Below are 12,993 nucleotides of genomic sequence, written 5' to 3' on the forward strand. Positions count from 1 at the left end.
GTCCGGTCGAGGACTGTGCCGGGACTCCCCGGCGCGGGCTATAACCCCGGCGATGGCGACCATCGACTACACCGACCACCGCCCGGCTCGCCTGGAGGTGGAGTTCCACTTCGCCGCGGCCCACCGGCTGCCCCGCTACGACGGGCCGTGCTTCCGGATGCACGGCCACAACTACCGCTTCCTCGTCGCGGTGGAGGGGGACGTGGATCCCCGCACCGGCATGGTGGCCGACTTCGGGCGGGTGAAGGAGCTGGTCCAGGAGCACGTGGTCCAGCGGGTGGATCACCGCACCCTGAACGACTTCCTCGAGAACCCGACCGCGGAGAACATCGCCCGCTGGATCTTCGAGACCCTCGCGCCCAGGCTCCCGGGCCTCGCCGAGGTGCGGCTGTTCGAGATCCCGGGCTGCTGCGTGGTCTACCGGGGCGCGCTTGCCGGCCCGGCGTAAGGGGGGCACGGCCCGGCGGCGCCCCGCGCCCGCCCGCGCGGCGGTGGCCGAGGCGACGGCCCGCTTCCTCGACGCCCTGGCGCTCCCGCCCGGCGTGCGGCGCGGGCCCGACCTCGCCGCCACGCCGGCGCGCGTGGCCGAGGCCTGGCTGGAGGACCTCGTGGACGGCTACGGGCAGGACCCGGCCCGGATCCTCGGCGGGGCGATCGCCCGGGCCGGCGAGGACCTCGTCGCGGTGACCGGCATCGACTACCACTCCGTCTGCCCCCACCACCTCCTGCCCTCGCGCGGCGTGGCCCACGTCGCCTACGTGCCCGGCGGCAAGGTGGTCGGCTTCGGGCAGCTGGCCCGGCTCGTGGACTGCTTCGCCCACCGGCTGGTCCTCCAGGAGGAGCTCGCCGCCGACGTCGCCCGGGCGCTCGTCGAGCACCTCGGCGCCCGCGGCGCGGCCTGCGTGCTCGAGGCGGAGCAGTTCTGCATGACGGTGCGGGGCGAGCGCCGGCGCGAGGCGCGGGCCCACGCGCAGTGCTTCCTCGGCGCGTTCGCCCGCGACGAGGCCCTGCAGCGGCGCTTCCTGTCCCTCACCGGCGAGCCGCTGCCCGAGGAGGAGCCGCGGCGGCGCAGCGCCGGAGGCCGGCGGGGGGCGCGGTGAGCGTGGACGTCCGCCCCTTCGGCGCGGTGGTGACCGGCGGCGGCCGCGGCATCGGCGCGGCGGTCGCGGCGGCGCTGACGCGCGCCGGCGGGCGGGTCACGGTGGCGGCGCGATCGCTGGCGCAGCTCGAGGCGGTGGTGCGGCGCGGCGACGCCGCCATGGCGGCGCGGTGCGACGTCACCCGGGAGGCGGAGGTGGCGGAGCTCGTCGCCGCGCACGAGGCCCGGGTGGGCGCGTGCGACGTGCTCGTCTGCTGCGCCGGGATCCTCGAGCGCGGCCTCGTCGAGCGGCTCGCGCCGGAGCGGTTCCGCGCCGTGCTCGAGGTGAACCTCACCGGGGCCTTCCTCTGCGCCCGGGCGGCGCTGCCCGGCATGAAGGGGCGGCGGCGCGGGCGCATCGTCAACGTCGCCTCCATCTCCGGCACCCTGGGCACGCCCGAGGGGAGCGCCTACAACGCGTCGAAGTGGGGGCTCATCGGCTTCACCAAGTCGCTCGCCGAGGAGCTGCGCGGCGCCGGCGTGCAGGCGCTCTCGGTCTCGCCCGGCTCGGTGGACACGGAGATGCTGCGGGAGACGCCGTTCGAGCCGCAGATGACCCCCGCCGAGGTGGCGAAGGTGATCGCCTTCTGCGCGCTCGAGGCGCCCGACGCCATGAACGGCGCCAACGTGGAGGTCTTCGGATGAGCCTCGCCCCCGAGGTCCTGGAGGCCCTGGTCCGGGCGCTCGGGCCGGAGAAGGTGAGCGCGGACCGGGAGCGGCTCGAGCCGTACGGCCGGGACGAGTCGGAGCTGGGGCTCTACCCGCCCGACGCGCTGGTGCTCGCCGCGGGCGCCGAGGACGTGCGCCGGGTCTTCGAGGTGGCGAGCCGCCACCGGGTGCCGGTGGTGCCGGTGGGCGCCCGCTCCGGCAAGTCGGGCGGCACGCTCGCCCTGCGCGGCGGGATCGCGCTCTCGCTCGAGCGGATGGACCGGATCCTCGAGATCCGGGCCGAGGACCTCACCGCGCGCGTCGAGCCGGGCGTGATCACCGGCCGCTTCCAGGCGGCGGTGGAGGCGAGCGGGCTCTTCTACCCGCCCGACCCCAACTCGCTCGACCTCTGCACGCTCGGCGGCAACGTGGCCGAGAACGCCGGCGGGCCGCGGGCGCTCAAGTACGGGGTCACGCGCGAGTACGTGCTGGGGCTGGAGGTGGTGCTGCCCACCGGCGAGGTGCTCCGCACCGGGAAGCGCAGCATCAAGGGGGTCGCCGGGTACGACCTCACCGCGCTCTTCGTGGGCAGCGAGGGGACGCTCGGGGTGGTCACCGGGATCACCCTCAAGCTGTTGCCCCGGCCGCGCCACGTGGCGACGGCGCTGGTCTGCTTTCGCTCGGTGGAGGACGCGTCGCGGGCGGTCGCGCGGGTGCTCTCCGAGGGCGTGATCCCGCGCTGCCTGGAGCTCCTCGACGACGTGGCGCTCCGGGCCTGCGCCCGCACCTCGCCGTTCCGCTTCCCCGAGGAGGCCGGCGCGGCGCTGCTCGTGGAGACCGACGGCAACGACGAGGAGCAGGTCTTCGCGGAGATCGCCCGCGTCGCGGAGGCGGTGGCGGGCGACGCGGCCGGGGAGGTGATCGTCGCCCAGAACGAGGCGCAGCGGCGCGAGATCTGGGAGACCCGCAAGTACCTCTCGGTGAACCTGAAGGCGCTCCACCCGAGGAAGCTCTCGGAGGACGTCGCGGTGCCGCGCTCGCGCATCCCGGAGATGGTGGCCGTCACCCGCGAGATCGGGCGGCGCCACGGCTTCGAGGTCGCGACCTACGGCCACGCCGGCGACGGCAACCTGCACGCCAACGTGCTCTTCGACGCCGAGGAGGAGCGGCCCCGGGTGGAGGCGGCGGTGGGCGAGGTGCTGCGGGCGGCGGTGGACCTCGGCGGCACCATCACCGGCGAGCACGGGGTGGGGCTCGCGAAGCGCGACTTCCTCGAGTACGAGCAGGGCGCCGAGCAGGTGGCGCTGCAGCGGCGGCTCAAGGCGGTGTTCGATCCGCTCGGGATCCTGAACCCGGGGAAGATCTTCCCGGAGCGGGGCTGAGGGGAGGCGCCGCCCCTCCCCACGCGGTGGGGAGGGAGCGCCTCGGGGGGCGCTCGAAGGTTCCCTCCCCCGCGGAGCGGGGGAGGGTGAGGGAGGGGCGGGGGCGGGCGCTACGCCTTCGCGGCGAGCAGCTGCTTCCCGTAGGCGTAGCCGCGGTCGAACGCCTTCATGTTGAGCTCGACGGTGGCGGGCGGGACCGAGTCCTTCACCGCCTCGCGCGCGGCCTGCTCGCTCACGAGCCCGGTCACGGCGGTGAAGAAGCCCACCATGACGATGTTGAGCACCATCTTCTTGCCGAGCTCCTCGGCGATGCGCGTCGCCGGGACGGCGTAGACCTTCACCGTCGGCGGCAGCCCGGCCGGCTTCACGAGGTCCTCCTCGATGAGGAGCGTGCCGTCCGGCCGGAGCTCCGGCGAGAACTTCACGAAGGCGTCCTGCGACATCGCCACCATGAGGTGCGGCCGGTGGACGTACGGGTAGAGGATGGGGCTCGTGTCCACCACCACCTGGGCGCTGCACGCCGAGCCGCGCGCCTCCGGCCCGAAGGCCTGGGTGAGGCAGGAGTGCTTGTCGTCGAAGAGCGCCGCCGCCTTGCCGATGATGATGCCGCCGAGGATGACGCCCTGGCCGCCGAGGCCGCCGATCTTGATCTCCGTGGGACCCATTGTCTTCCTCCTAGGCCTTGCCCGGCGAGGTGTAGGGGACGTACTTCGTGCCGAGCGCCTTCGACAGGCGCGCCTCCATCGCCTCCTCGAGCGTGGGGCGCTCGATGTCGACGAACTTCCCGACCGGGATCTCGTCGCGGAAGTCGAGCCCGACCTCGCGGGTGTCGGCGCCGTTCATCACCACGCTCTTCTCCTGGTAGAACTTCATCTCGTCGAGCCCCTCGCCGAGCTTGTTGCGGCGCAGGTACAGGGTGGGGCAGGGGGCGATGATCTCGATGAAGCGGAAGCCCTTCTTCGAGAGCGCCTCGCCCATGGTCTTCGCGATCTGCCGCACGTGGTAGGCGGTCCAGCGCGCGACGAAGACGCCGCCGCAGGACGCGACCAGGTGGGGCAGGTTGAAGGACTGCTCGTAGGCGCCGTAGGGCGTGGTCGAGGCGATGGCCGGGTTGGGCGTGGTGGGGGTCACCTGGCCGCCGGTCATGCCGTACGTGAAGTTGTTCACGCAGACCACGAGGAGGTCGGCGTTGCGCCGGGCGGCGTGGATGAGGTGGTTGCCGCCGATGGCCGAGAGGTCGCCGTCGCCGGAGTAGACCACCACGTTCAGGTCCGGGCGGGCCAGCTTGAGGCCGGTCGCGAACGGGATGGCGCGGCCGTGGGTGGTGTGGAACGAGTCGAGCTTGAGGTAGCCCGCCACGCGGCCGGTGCACCCGATGCCGCTCACCACCGCCACCTTCTCGAGGTCGAAGCCGGAGGCGTCGAGGGCGCGCGTGAAGCAGTTCACCGTGGTGCCGATGCCGCAGCCCGGGCACCAGATGCTCGGCATGCGCTCCTTGCGCAGGTACTTGTCGACCGGGTTCTCACGAACGGGCGCGCTCATCGAACGGCCTCCAGGATGGCGTTGAGGATGACCTCGGGGTTGTGGACGGTGCCGCCGACGTGCGGGACCCCGACGGTCTTGCAGCGGCCGCCGGCGATGCGCTCCACCTCGAGCATCATCTGGCCCATGTTGAGCTCCGGCACCACGAAGGCCTTCACCTTGCGCGAGAGCTCGATGATCTGCTTCTCCGGGAAGGGCCAGGCGGTGATGAGCCGGAACGAGCCGACCTTCACGCCCTGATCGCGCGCCGCCTGGATGGCCTTCTCGGCGATCCGGGAGGTGATGCCGTAGCTCACCACCACCACCTCGGCGTCGTCGAGGTGCTTCTCCTCCCACCGCACGATCCGGTCGGCGTTGAGGACGATCTTGTCGAAGAGCCGGCGCTGCATCTTCTCCTGCGCCGCGACGGTCATGGCCGGGTAGCCGCGCTCGTCGTGGGTCAGGCCGGTGACGTGGATGCGGTGGCCCTGGCCCGGCATCGCCATCTCGGGGACGAGGGTCCCCTCGGCGGGCTCGAAGAGCTTGAAGGTGCCGGGCGTCTTCTTGGTGAACTTGCGCGGGGTGACCGGGATCCGCTCCGCGGACGGGATGACCACCTTCTCGGTCATGTGGCCGACCACCTCGTCGAGCATCACCAGCACCGGGACCCGGAACTCCTCCGCCAGGTTGAACGCCTCGACGGTGAGGTCGAAGCACTCCTGCGGCGAGTTGGGGCAGAGGGCGATGATCCGGTAGTCGCCGTGCGAGCCGAAGCGGGCCTGCATCATGTCGCCCTGCGCCGGCTGCGTCGGGAGGCCGGTGGAGGGGCCGGCGCGCTGCACGTCGACGTAGACGCAGGGGGTCTCGGTGATGGCGGCGTAGCCGAGGTGCTCCATCATGAGCGAGAAGCCCGGGCCGGAGGTGACGGTGAGGGCCTTGGCGCCGCCCCAGGCGCCGCCGAGCAGGGCGATGGAGGCGGCGAGCTCGTCCTCGAACTGGAGGAAGCGGCCGCCGACCTGCGGGAAGCGCTGGGCGATGCGCTCCACCACCTCGGTGGACGGGGTGATGGGGTAGCCGGCGGCGAAGCGGCAGCCGGCGGCGATGGCGCCCTCGCTGCAGGCGTGGTCGCCGTCGAGGTAGTGGCTGCCGGTAAGGACTCCGGGGGAGCTGGCGTTGGACATGGTCGGTCTCCTCAGGCGGCCGCGCCTTCGAGCTTCTCGCGGTAGCCGTAGATGGCGAAGTCGGGGCAGTAGAGGCCGCACATGTCGCAGCCGTTGCACTTCTCGGGCTTCGCGAGGAACGGGGGGTGGTAGCCCTTGGCGTTGTAGCCGGCCTCGAGGTCGAGGGCCTCGAGGGGGCAGAACTCCACGCAGAAGCCGCAGCCCTTGCAGTGCTCGCGGTTCACCACCACGACCCCGCGGAACTTCTTGTCCTTCTTGGCCGCTGGCGCGGTCTCCGTCGTCATCGTCTCTCCCTCGGCGCGCGGGCCGGGAACGGGTTCACGAAGAGTCCCGCTCCTACACCCCGCGTGTGGGTCTGACAAGCGTCATTGACGATCCGTGTATTCGACTCGCGGTGACGACGATTGCGCCGCGCGCGGCGATCCCGTTGTGATGCAGGCCACTTCCGCCGGGGCGGGCGCCGGCCGCGCGGGCGCGGGGGAGCGCCCAACTATTTTTCGCGCTGGGTGAGGGGCTGTCGGCGATCAAGGTCGGGACGGGGCGACTTGATCGAACGGGGTCGCCGGGGGCCGATCCCGAGCCCGGAGAGCGCCCTATCTGCCCGCAAGGACGGGAAGTCCCGGGTGGGGCGCAAAAACTGCGGACGCCTTGACACTCATAGGAAAAGTGGGGATAACGACCACCCGAAAACGCCTGTGATTGCTTGACGGGGCTCGCCGGGACCGGAGACGGTCGCTGAAGCCGACGACGGGCCTTTTTCGCGCTGTTCGGCTCCTAACCCGAAGGAGTGTGAAGGCCGAATGTCCACACCAGCCACCCCCAGCGACCGCAAAATCGAGCAGGTCGACACCGTCACCATCCGCTTCGTGGGCGACTCCGGCGACGGCATGCAGCTGACCGGAACCGAGTTCACGAAGGCCTCCGCGCTCGCGGGCAACGACCTCGCGACCTTCCCCGACTATCCGGCCGAGATCCGCGCGCCGGCCGGCTCGCTCTTCGGCGTCTCCGGCTACCAGCTCAACTTCTCCTCCCGCGACATCCACACGCCGGGCGACGCGCCCGACGTGCTCGTGGCCATGAACCCGGCCGCGTTCAAGACCAACCTCGCCGATCTCAAGGTCGGCGGGATGCTGATCGTGAACACCGGCGCCTTCAACGCGCAGAACCTCGAGAAGGCCGGGTACAAGTCGAACCCGCTCGACGACGCGGCGCTGAAGCAGAACTACAAGGTCTTCGCGGTGGACATCAGCGCCCTCACCGAGGCGGCGCTCCAGGGCTCGGGCCTCTCCGCCAAGGAGATCGCCCGCTGCAAGAACTACTTCGCGCTCGGCCTCATGTTCTGGCTCTACAACCGGGACGCCGAGCACGAGATCGGCAACATCAACAAGAAGTTCGCCAAGAAGCCGCCCATCGCCGCGGCCAACGTGGCGGTGTTCAAGGCCGGCTACAACTTCGGCGAGACCTCGGAGCTGTTCCACGCCTCCTACGAGGTCCCGGCGGCGAAGCTCGCGCCCGGCGTCTACCGGAACATGACCGGCAACTACGCCACCGCGCTCGGGTTCGCCGCGGTGGCCCGCCAGACCGGCCGGCAGGTCTTCCTCGGCAGCTACCCCATCACCCCCGCCACCGAGATCCTCCAGGAGATGTCGAACCTGAAGGAGGACGGGGTGGTGACCTTCCAGGCCGAGGACGAGATCGCCGGCATCGGGTCGGCCATCGGCGCGGCCTTCGGCGGCGCGCTCGCCTGCACCAGCACCTCCGGCCCGGGCCTCGCCCTCAAGTCGGAGATGATCGGCCTCGCCTGCATCACCGAGCTGCCGCTCGTCATCGTCAACGTGCAGCGCGGCGGCCCGTCCACCGGCATGCCGACCAAGACCGAGCAGGCCGACCTGCTCTTCTCCCTCTACGGGCGGCACGGCGAGTGCCCGGTCCCGGTGCTCGCGGCGCAGAGCCCCGCCGACTGCTTCTACTCGGCGATGGAGGCGATGAAGATCGCGGTGAAGTGGATGACCCCGGTCATCCTGCTGACCGACGGCTACCTCGCCAACGGCTCCGAGCCGTTCCGTATCCCCGATCCGTCCGAGCTGCCGAAGGTGAAGGTGAGCTACCAGACGGCGGCGAACGGCGAGGCCGGCGAGTTCCTCCCGTACAAGCGCGACGCCAAGCTCGTCCGCCCCTGGGCGGTCCCCGGCACGGCCGGCCTCGAGCACCGCGTCGGCGGCCTCGAGAAGGACTCGCTCTCCGGCATGGTCTCGTACGACGGCGCGAACCACGAGAAGATGGTCCGCACCCGCGCGCAGAAGGTGGCCAACGTCGTCGAGGACGTCCCCGACGTGAAGGTGAGCGGCCCGGAGAAGGGGAAGGTCCTCCTGCTCTCCTGGGGCGGCACCTACGGCTCCGTCCGCACCACCGCCGAGGCGCTCCAGGCGGAGGGGAAGAGCGTGGCCCACGCGCACCTGCGCTGGCTCAACCCGCTGCCGAAGAACCTCGGCGCGGTGCTCCGCAGCTACGAGAAGGTGGTCATCCCCGAGGTGAACGCGGGTCAGCTCGCCTTCTACGTCCGCGCCAGCTTCCCCGGCGTCGATCCGGTGCAGTTCAACCGGATCAACGGCAAGCCCATCAAGACGTTCGAGCTGGCCGCCGCCGTTCGCGAGCTGCTCTAGGCCAGGAGAGGACCGACCATGGAAACCACGACCAACGGCCAGAACGGCGCCCCCGCGCTGCCCCTCTACACCAAGAAGGACTTCGAGTCCGGCGTCGATCCGCGCTGGTGCCCGGGCTGCGGCGACTTCTCGATCATCAACCAGGTCCAGAAGCTGCTGCCGACGGTGGGCGTCCCTCGCGAGAAGATCGTCTTCATCTCCGGCATCGGCTGCTCGAGCCGCTTCCCGTACTACATGAACAACTACGGGATGCACACGCTCCACGGCCGGGCCCCGAGCTTCGCCTCGGGCCTCAAGGTGTCGCGGCCGGACCTGATGGTGTGGGTGATCACCGGTGACGGCGACGCGCTCGCCATCGGCGGCAACCACTTCATCCACGCGATGCGGCGCAACATGGACATCAAGCTGGTGATGTTCAACAACCGCATCTACGGCCTCACCAAGGGGCAGGTCTCGCCGACCTCCGAGCTCGGCAAGAAGACCAAGACCACCCCGTACGGCTCGCCCGACTACCCGTTCAACCCGCCCGCCCTGGCGCTCGGCGCCGGCGCCACCTTCGTCGCCCGCACCGTGGACGTGGAGGGCGCGCACATGGGTGGCGTGCTCAAGGCGGCGGCCGAGCACAAGGGCAGCACCTACGTCGAGGTCTACCAGAACTGCCCGGTGTTCAACGACGGCGCCTACACCTACATGACCGAGAAGGCCGTCCGCGCCGACTCGATCCTGCGGATGGAGCAGGGCAAGCCCCTCCTCTTCGGCAAGGACGGCAAGAAGGGCATCCGGTTCAACCCGCAGACGGTGCACCTCGAGGTGGTGACCGTCGGCGAGAACGGGATCACCGAGAAGGACATCCTGGTCCACGACGCGACGCACGAGGATCCGACCATCGCCTTCATGCTCGCGAACCTCACCGGCAAGCCCGGCTTCCCCACGCCGATCGGCGTCTTCCGCGACGTGCGGCAGCCGACCTGCGACGAGCTCACCTGGCAGCAGATCGCCGAGGTGAAGGAGAAGAAGGGCGAGCCGACGCTCGAGAAGCTGCTGGCGAGCGGCGAGACCTGGACCGTGAAGTGAGCCGCGCCGGGCGCTGACCGCCCGCGCGACGAGAGACCGGCGCCGCGATCCTCCGGGGTCGCGGCGCCGCTTCGTTTCGGGGTGCCCCCGCGCCCGCCGCCGCGGTCAGCCCCCGCAGGCGAGGGCGGCGCGCAGGCTCTGCTCGCACCGCGGGCTCCCGGCCGCGAGCTCGAGGCAGCGGCGGCAGGCGCGGGCCGCCTCGGCGCACCGCGAGAGCCGCACGAGCGAGATGCAGAGGCCGTGCAGGGCCTCGGCGGAGCCGGGCCGCAGCTCCACCGCGCGCCGGTAGCTCTCGGCGGCCCCGGCCGGATCGCCCGCGTGCCAGGAGAGGAACGCGAGGTCGTGGTGGGCCTCGTAGAGCTCCGGGTGGCCCTCGAGCAGGTGCAGGTAGGCGCGGCGGGCCTCCGCGAAGGACTCGGCGCGGCGCGAGGGCTCGGCGCGCCCCTCCTCCACGAGCGCCCGGGCGAGGTTGAGCCGCGCGTCGGCGAAGTCCGGGTCCACCTGGAGCGCCTGCCGGAAGCGCTCCCGCGCCGCCTCGCGGTCGCCCTCCTCGAGCAGCACCACCCCCAGGTTGTTGTGCCCCTCGGCGAAGTCGCGGTCCGCCTTCACCGCGGCCTCGAACCAGCGCCGGGCGGGCCCCGGCCGCCCCCGGCGCTGCTCCACCACGCCGGCGCCGTTGAGCGCCTCGGGGAGCTCGTCGTTGAACTCGAGCGCGTGCTGGAAGGCCACCTCCGCCCGCTCGAGCTCGCCGCGCTGCAGGTAGTCGTAGCCCTTGCGGACCTCCTCGAGCGCGCGCTCGTGCACCGGACGCGGCGCGCAGGCGAGGAGGAGGACGGGGAGGGCGAGCGAGGCGGAGCGGCGGAGCGGACGCATCACCCGGCGCTTTGCCATGCGCGTGCCACGGTCCCGCTCCCGGCGGTCCGCGAACGGCGCGAGGGGCGCGGGCCGCGCCGGGCCGCCCCGCGGACCGACGAGCCGCGCCGCGGACTTCGCGCCTCCCGGCGCGCTCAGGAGGGGAGTAGACCCCGAAGGGGCGAACCGCGGGTCCGGAACGATTCCTCAACGATCCCGCTTGCCTTCGGGTTTGACACTACATCCATGGTCACATAGCTTGGTTTTCGCCGATGGCGCGCAAGAAGATCTCCACCACCATCTACATCACGCCCGAACAGGCGGAGCGGCTCAAGCTGCTCAACGAGCGGACCAAGGTCCCGGTGGCGGAGTACATCCGGCAAGGCATCGACCTGGTGCTCGATCAGTACCGTGCAGCGCTGCCGGGTCAGCTTACCCTTGATGATGTGGGCTCGAAGAAGTAACCCTCCGCCATGGCCGACAGAAACCGCGCCGTGATCCTCGGCGCCGCCGGCTTCATCGGAAGCCACCTCACCGACCTCTTCCTGGCGCGCGGCTGGGAGGTGGTGGGGGTGGACAGCCTCATCACCGGCACGCTGCGGAACCTCGAGCACCTGCGCGGCGAGCCCGCGTTCCAGTTCCTCCGGGCCGACATCTGCGAGCCGCTCCACGTGCCGGGGCGGATCGACGCCATCCTCGACTTCGCCTCGCCGGCCTCACCGGTGGACTACCTGCAGCACCCGATGGAGACGCTGCACGTCGGCTCCATCGGCGTCGAGAACGCGCTCAAGCTGGCCCAGCGCGCCGGCGCCCGCTTCCTGCTCTCCTCCACCTCGGAGGTGTACGGCGATCCGGCCGAGCACCCGCAGCGCGAGACCTACTGGGGCAACGTGAACCCCATCGGCCCGCGCGCCGTCTACGACGAGGCGAAGCGCTACGCGGAGGCCATCACCATGGCCTACCACCGGTACGAGAAGGTGGACACCCGCATCGCGCGCATCTTCAACACCTACGGGCCGCGCATGCGGCTCGACGACGGCCGGGTGGTCCCCGCCTTCGTGGCGCAGGCGCTGCGGGGCGAGCCCATCACCATCTTCGGCGACGGCAAGCAGACGCGGAGCTTCTGCTACGTCTCGGACACCGTCGAGGCGATCTGGCGGCTGCTCCACGCCGGCTACCACGAGCCCGTGAACGTGGGGAACCCGCACGAGATGACCGTGCTCGCCTTCGCCGAGTCGGTGCAGCGGCTGGTCGGCTCGCGGTGCGAGCTCGTGCAGCGCCCGCTCCCCACCGACGACCCGCGCATCCGCCGGCCCGACATCACGCGGGCCCGCGAGCTGCTGGGGTGGGAGCCGGCGGTGCCGTTCGACGACGGCATGCGGCGGACCATCCAGTGGTTCCGGGAGCACGTGTAGCCGTCCACGAGGGGGCCATGGGCAGGAAGATCCTCATCACCGGCGGCGCCGGGTTCATCGGATCGAACGTGGCGGATCGCTTCGTCGGGGCCGGCTGGGACGTCGCCGTCATCGACGACCTCAGCTCCGGCAAGCGGGAGAACGTGCCGGCGGCAGCCCGGCTCTACCCCTGCGACGTGCGCAGCGCGGCGGCGGCCGAGGCCATCCGCAAGGAGCGGCCCGACGTGGTGGCGCACCTCGCGGCGCAGATCGACGTGCGCAAGTCGATGGCCGACCCGCGCCACGACGCCGACGTGAACCTGGGCGGCCTGCTCAACGTGATGCAGGCGGCGGTGGCGGCGGGCTCGGTGAGGCACGCGCTCTTCGCCTCGAGCGGCGGGGCGATGTACGGGGAGACCGATCACGTCCCCACGCGCGAGGACGAGCCGCCGCACCCGGTCTCGCACTACGGCGCCGCCAAGACCGCGAGCGAGATCTACCTGGGCGTCTACCGGGCGAGCCACGGCATCACCTCGACCGCGCTCCGCTTCGCCAACGTCTACGGCCCGCGCCAGGATCCTCACGGCGAGGCCGGGGTGGTCGCCATCTTCGCCGGCCGGCTGCTCGAGGGCCAGCCCTGCACCATCTACGGCGACGGGACCCAGACGCGCGACTACGTGTTCGTCGAGGACGTGGCGCGCGCCAACCTGCTCGCGGCGGAGCGGGGCCACGACGGTCCGCTCAACGTCGGCACCGGGATCGAGACCGACGTCAACCGGCTCTACGCCGTCCTCGCGACGGCCGCCGGCAGCGCCGCGCCGCCGAGGTACGCGCCGGGCCGCGCCGGCGAGCAGCGGCGCTCCTGCATCGATCCGTCCGCGGCCCGGGGCGCGCTCGGCTGGCAGCCGGAGGTGCCCCTCGAGGAGGGGCTGCGCCGCACCCTGGAGTGGTTCCGCCAGCGTCGCGCGGCGCCCTGACGCCCGCGGTTCGACGGGCGTGGGGCTGCTCGCCCCGGCCTCCGTGCCCACCTTGTTGCCGCAAGGAGGCGTCATGGCGTCACGAACCGGCAGGACCACCACCGATCACGACGAGATCCGGCGCTGGGCGGAGGAGCGCGGCGGGAAGCCCTCGGAGGTGATG

Annotated in this window: 14 protein-coding genes; 9 read left to right on the forward strand and 5 right to left on the reverse strand. The window is 71.7% G+C overall.

The genetic code is table 11. The features are described from left to right. Positions 1-52: 52 nt before the first annotated feature. The 4 genes from queD to AMPC_RS02945 are packed head-to-tail and all read left to right on the forward strand — an operon-like array spanning position 53 to position 3,168. Positions 53-448: a 6-carboxytetrahydropterin synthase QueD gene (gene queD, locus AMPC_RS02930; RefSeq protein ID WP_248344210.1), complete on the forward strand. Its 396-nt coding sequence runs from the start codon at positions 53-55 to the stop codon at positions 446-448. Further along, positions 432-1,100 carry a GTP cyclohydrolase I gene (gene folE, locus AMPC_RS02935; protein ID WP_248344211.1) on the forward strand — a complete coding sequence of 223 codons (669 nt, stop codon included), beginning with the start codon at positions 432-434 and terminating at the stop codon, positions 1,098-1,100. Before queD ends, folE begins: the two co-directional genes overlap by 17 nt. Next, on the forward strand, positions 1,097-1,783 hold the full coding sequence (locus AMPC_RS02940) for an SDR family NAD(P)-dependent oxidoreductase (protein ID WP_248344213.1): 687 nt from the start codon (positions 1,097-1,099) through the stop codon (positions 1,781-1,783). The genes folE and AMPC_RS02940 overlap by 4 nt, the downstream gene beginning before the upstream one ends. Next, entirely contained in the window at positions 1,780-3,168 is a 1,389-nt protein-coding gene (locus tag AMPC_RS02945; protein WP_248344214.1) for an FAD-binding oxidoreductase, read from the forward strand. The genes AMPC_RS02940 and AMPC_RS02945 overlap by 4 nt, the downstream gene beginning before the upstream one ends. A gap of 110 nt (positions 3,169-3,278) precedes the next feature. On the opposite strand, the gene AMPC_RS02950 is transcribed toward AMPC_RS02945, so the two are convergent. From AMPC_RS02950 to AMPC_RS02965, 4 genes are read right to left on the reverse strand one after another with little or no spacing between them, the layout of a single operon-like run. Then, the gene (locus AMPC_RS02950; RefSeq protein ID WP_248344215.1) at positions 3,279-3,833 is read right to left on the reverse strand and encodes a 2-oxoacid:acceptor oxidoreductase family protein; all 555 of its coding nucleotides are present in this window, start codon (positions 3,831-3,833) and stop codon (positions 3,279-3,281) included. 10 nt (positions 3,834-3,843) lie between these two features. Continuing rightward, positions 3,844-4,710, reverse strand: a complete 867-nt coding sequence (locus tag AMPC_RS02955; protein ID WP_248344216.1) for a 2-oxoacid:ferredoxin oxidoreductase subunit beta — start codon at positions 4,708-4,710, stop codon at positions 3,844-3,846. Continuing rightward, on the reverse strand, positions 4,707-5,870 hold the full coding sequence (locus AMPC_RS02960) for a 2-oxoacid:acceptor oxidoreductase subunit alpha (protein ID WP_248344217.1): 1,164 nt from the start codon (positions 5,868-5,870) through the stop codon (positions 4,707-4,709). Before AMPC_RS02960 ends, AMPC_RS02955 begins: the two co-directional genes overlap by 4 nt. Before the next feature lie 11 nt (positions 5,871-5,881). Further along, on the reverse strand, positions 5,882-6,154 hold the full coding sequence (locus tag AMPC_RS02965; RefSeq protein ID WP_248344218.1) for a 4Fe-4S dicluster domain-containing protein: 273 nt from the start codon (positions 6,152-6,154) through the stop codon (positions 5,882-5,884). 516 nt (positions 6,155-6,670) lie between these two features. On the opposite strand from AMPC_RS02965, the gene AMPC_RS02970 reads away from it, so the two are divergent. Next, on the forward strand, positions 6,671-8,533 hold the full coding sequence (locus tag AMPC_RS02970) for a 2-oxoacid:acceptor oxidoreductase subunit alpha (RefSeq protein ID WP_248344219.1): 1,863 nt from the start codon (positions 6,671-6,673) through the stop codon (positions 8,531-8,533). A gap of 18 nt (positions 8,534-8,551) precedes the next feature. Next, complete coding sequence (locus AMPC_RS02975) at positions 8,552-9,607, forward strand: 2-oxoacid:ferredoxin oxidoreductase subunit beta (RefSeq protein ID WP_248344220.1); 1,056 nt, start codon at positions 8,552-8,554, stop codon at positions 9,605-9,607. Positions 9,608-9,712: 105 nt separating this feature from the next. Here AMPC_RS02975 and AMPC_RS02980 read toward each other — a convergent pair whose 3' ends face one another. Next, complete coding sequence (locus AMPC_RS02980) at positions 9,713-10,498, reverse strand: tetratricopeptide repeat protein (RefSeq protein ID WP_248344221.1); 786 nt, start codon at positions 10,496-10,498, stop codon at positions 9,713-9,715. 233 nt (positions 10,499-10,731) lie between these two features. Between AMPC_RS02980 and AMPC_RS02985 the strand changes: the two genes are divergently transcribed. Genes AMPC_RS02985 through AMPC_RS02995 form a run of 3 tightly spaced genes read left to right on the forward strand, consistent with a single transcriptional unit; the run spans position 10,732 to position 12,830 of the window. Further along, positions 10,732-10,923 carry a ribbon-helix-helix domain-containing protein gene (locus tag AMPC_RS02985; RefSeq protein ID WP_248344223.1) on the forward strand — a complete coding sequence of 64 codons (192 nt, stop codon included), beginning with the start codon at positions 10,732-10,734 and terminating at the stop codon, positions 10,921-10,923. Between the two features lie 9 nt (positions 10,924-10,932). Further along, the gene (locus AMPC_RS02990) at positions 10,933-11,874 is read left to right on the forward strand and encodes a UDP-glucuronic acid decarboxylase family protein (protein WP_248344225.1); all 942 of its coding nucleotides are present in this window, start codon (positions 10,933-10,935) and stop codon (positions 11,872-11,874) included. Positions 11,875-11,891: 17 nt separating this feature from the next. Next, positions 11,892-12,830, forward strand: coding sequence for an NAD-dependent epimerase/dehydratase family protein (locus AMPC_RS02995; protein WP_248344226.1), 939 nt, complete (start codon positions 11,892-11,894; stop codon positions 12,828-12,830). The last annotated feature ends 163 nt before the right edge of the window (positions 12,831-12,993 follow it).

Origin of the sequence: Anaeromyxobacter paludicola (assembly GCF_023169965.1) — a bacterium.
Taxonomy (GTDB): Bacteria; Myxococcota; Myxococcia; order Myxococcales; family Anaeromyxobacteraceae; genus Anaeromyxobacter_B; species Anaeromyxobacter_B paludicola.

Coding starts and splice junctions, on each gene's coding strand:
- queD (WP_248344210.1), top strand. CDS start 53: ATGGCGACCATCGACTACACCGACCACCGCCCGGCTCGCCTGGAGGTG.
- AMPC_RS02945 (WP_248344214.1), top strand. CDS start 1,780: ATGAGCCTCGCCCCCGAGGTCCTGGAGGCCCTGGTCCGGGCGCTCGGG.
- AMPC_RS02950 (WP_248344215.1), bottom strand. CDS start 3,833: ATGGGTCCCACGGAGATCAAGATCGGCGGCCTCGGCGGCCAGGGCGTC.
- AMPC_RS02955 (WP_248344216.1), bottom strand. CDS start 4,710: ATGAGCGCGCCCGTTCGTGAGAACCCGGTCGACAAGTACCTGCGCAAG.
- AMPC_RS02960 (WP_248344217.1), bottom strand. CDS start 5,870: ATGTCCAACGCCAGCTCCCCCGGAGTCCTTACCGGCAGCCACTACCTC.
- AMPC_RS02965 (WP_248344218.1), bottom strand. CDS start 6,154: ATGACGACGGAGACCGCGCCAGCGGCCAAGAAGGACAAGAAGTTCCGC.
- AMPC_RS02970 (WP_248344219.1), top strand. CDS start 6,671: ATGTCCACACCAGCCACCCCCAGCGACCGCAAAATCGAGCAGGTCGAC.
- AMPC_RS02975 (WP_248344220.1), top strand. CDS start 8,552: ATGGAAACCACGACCAACGGCCAGAACGGCGCCCCCGCGCTGCCCCTC.
- AMPC_RS02980 (WP_248344221.1), bottom strand. CDS start 10,498: ATGGCAAAGCGCCGGGTGATGCGTCCGCTCCGCCGCTCCGCCTCGCTC.
- AMPC_RS02985 (WP_248344223.1), top strand. CDS start 10,732: ATGGCGCGCAAGAAGATCTCCACCACCATCTACATCACGCCCGAACAG.
- AMPC_RS02990 (WP_248344225.1), top strand. CDS start 10,933: ATGGCCGACAGAAACCGCGCCGTGATCCTCGGCGCCGCCGGCTTCATC.
- AMPC_RS02995 (WP_248344226.1), top strand. CDS start 11,892: ATGGGCAGGAAGATCCTCATCACCGGCGGCGCCGGGTTCATCGGATCG.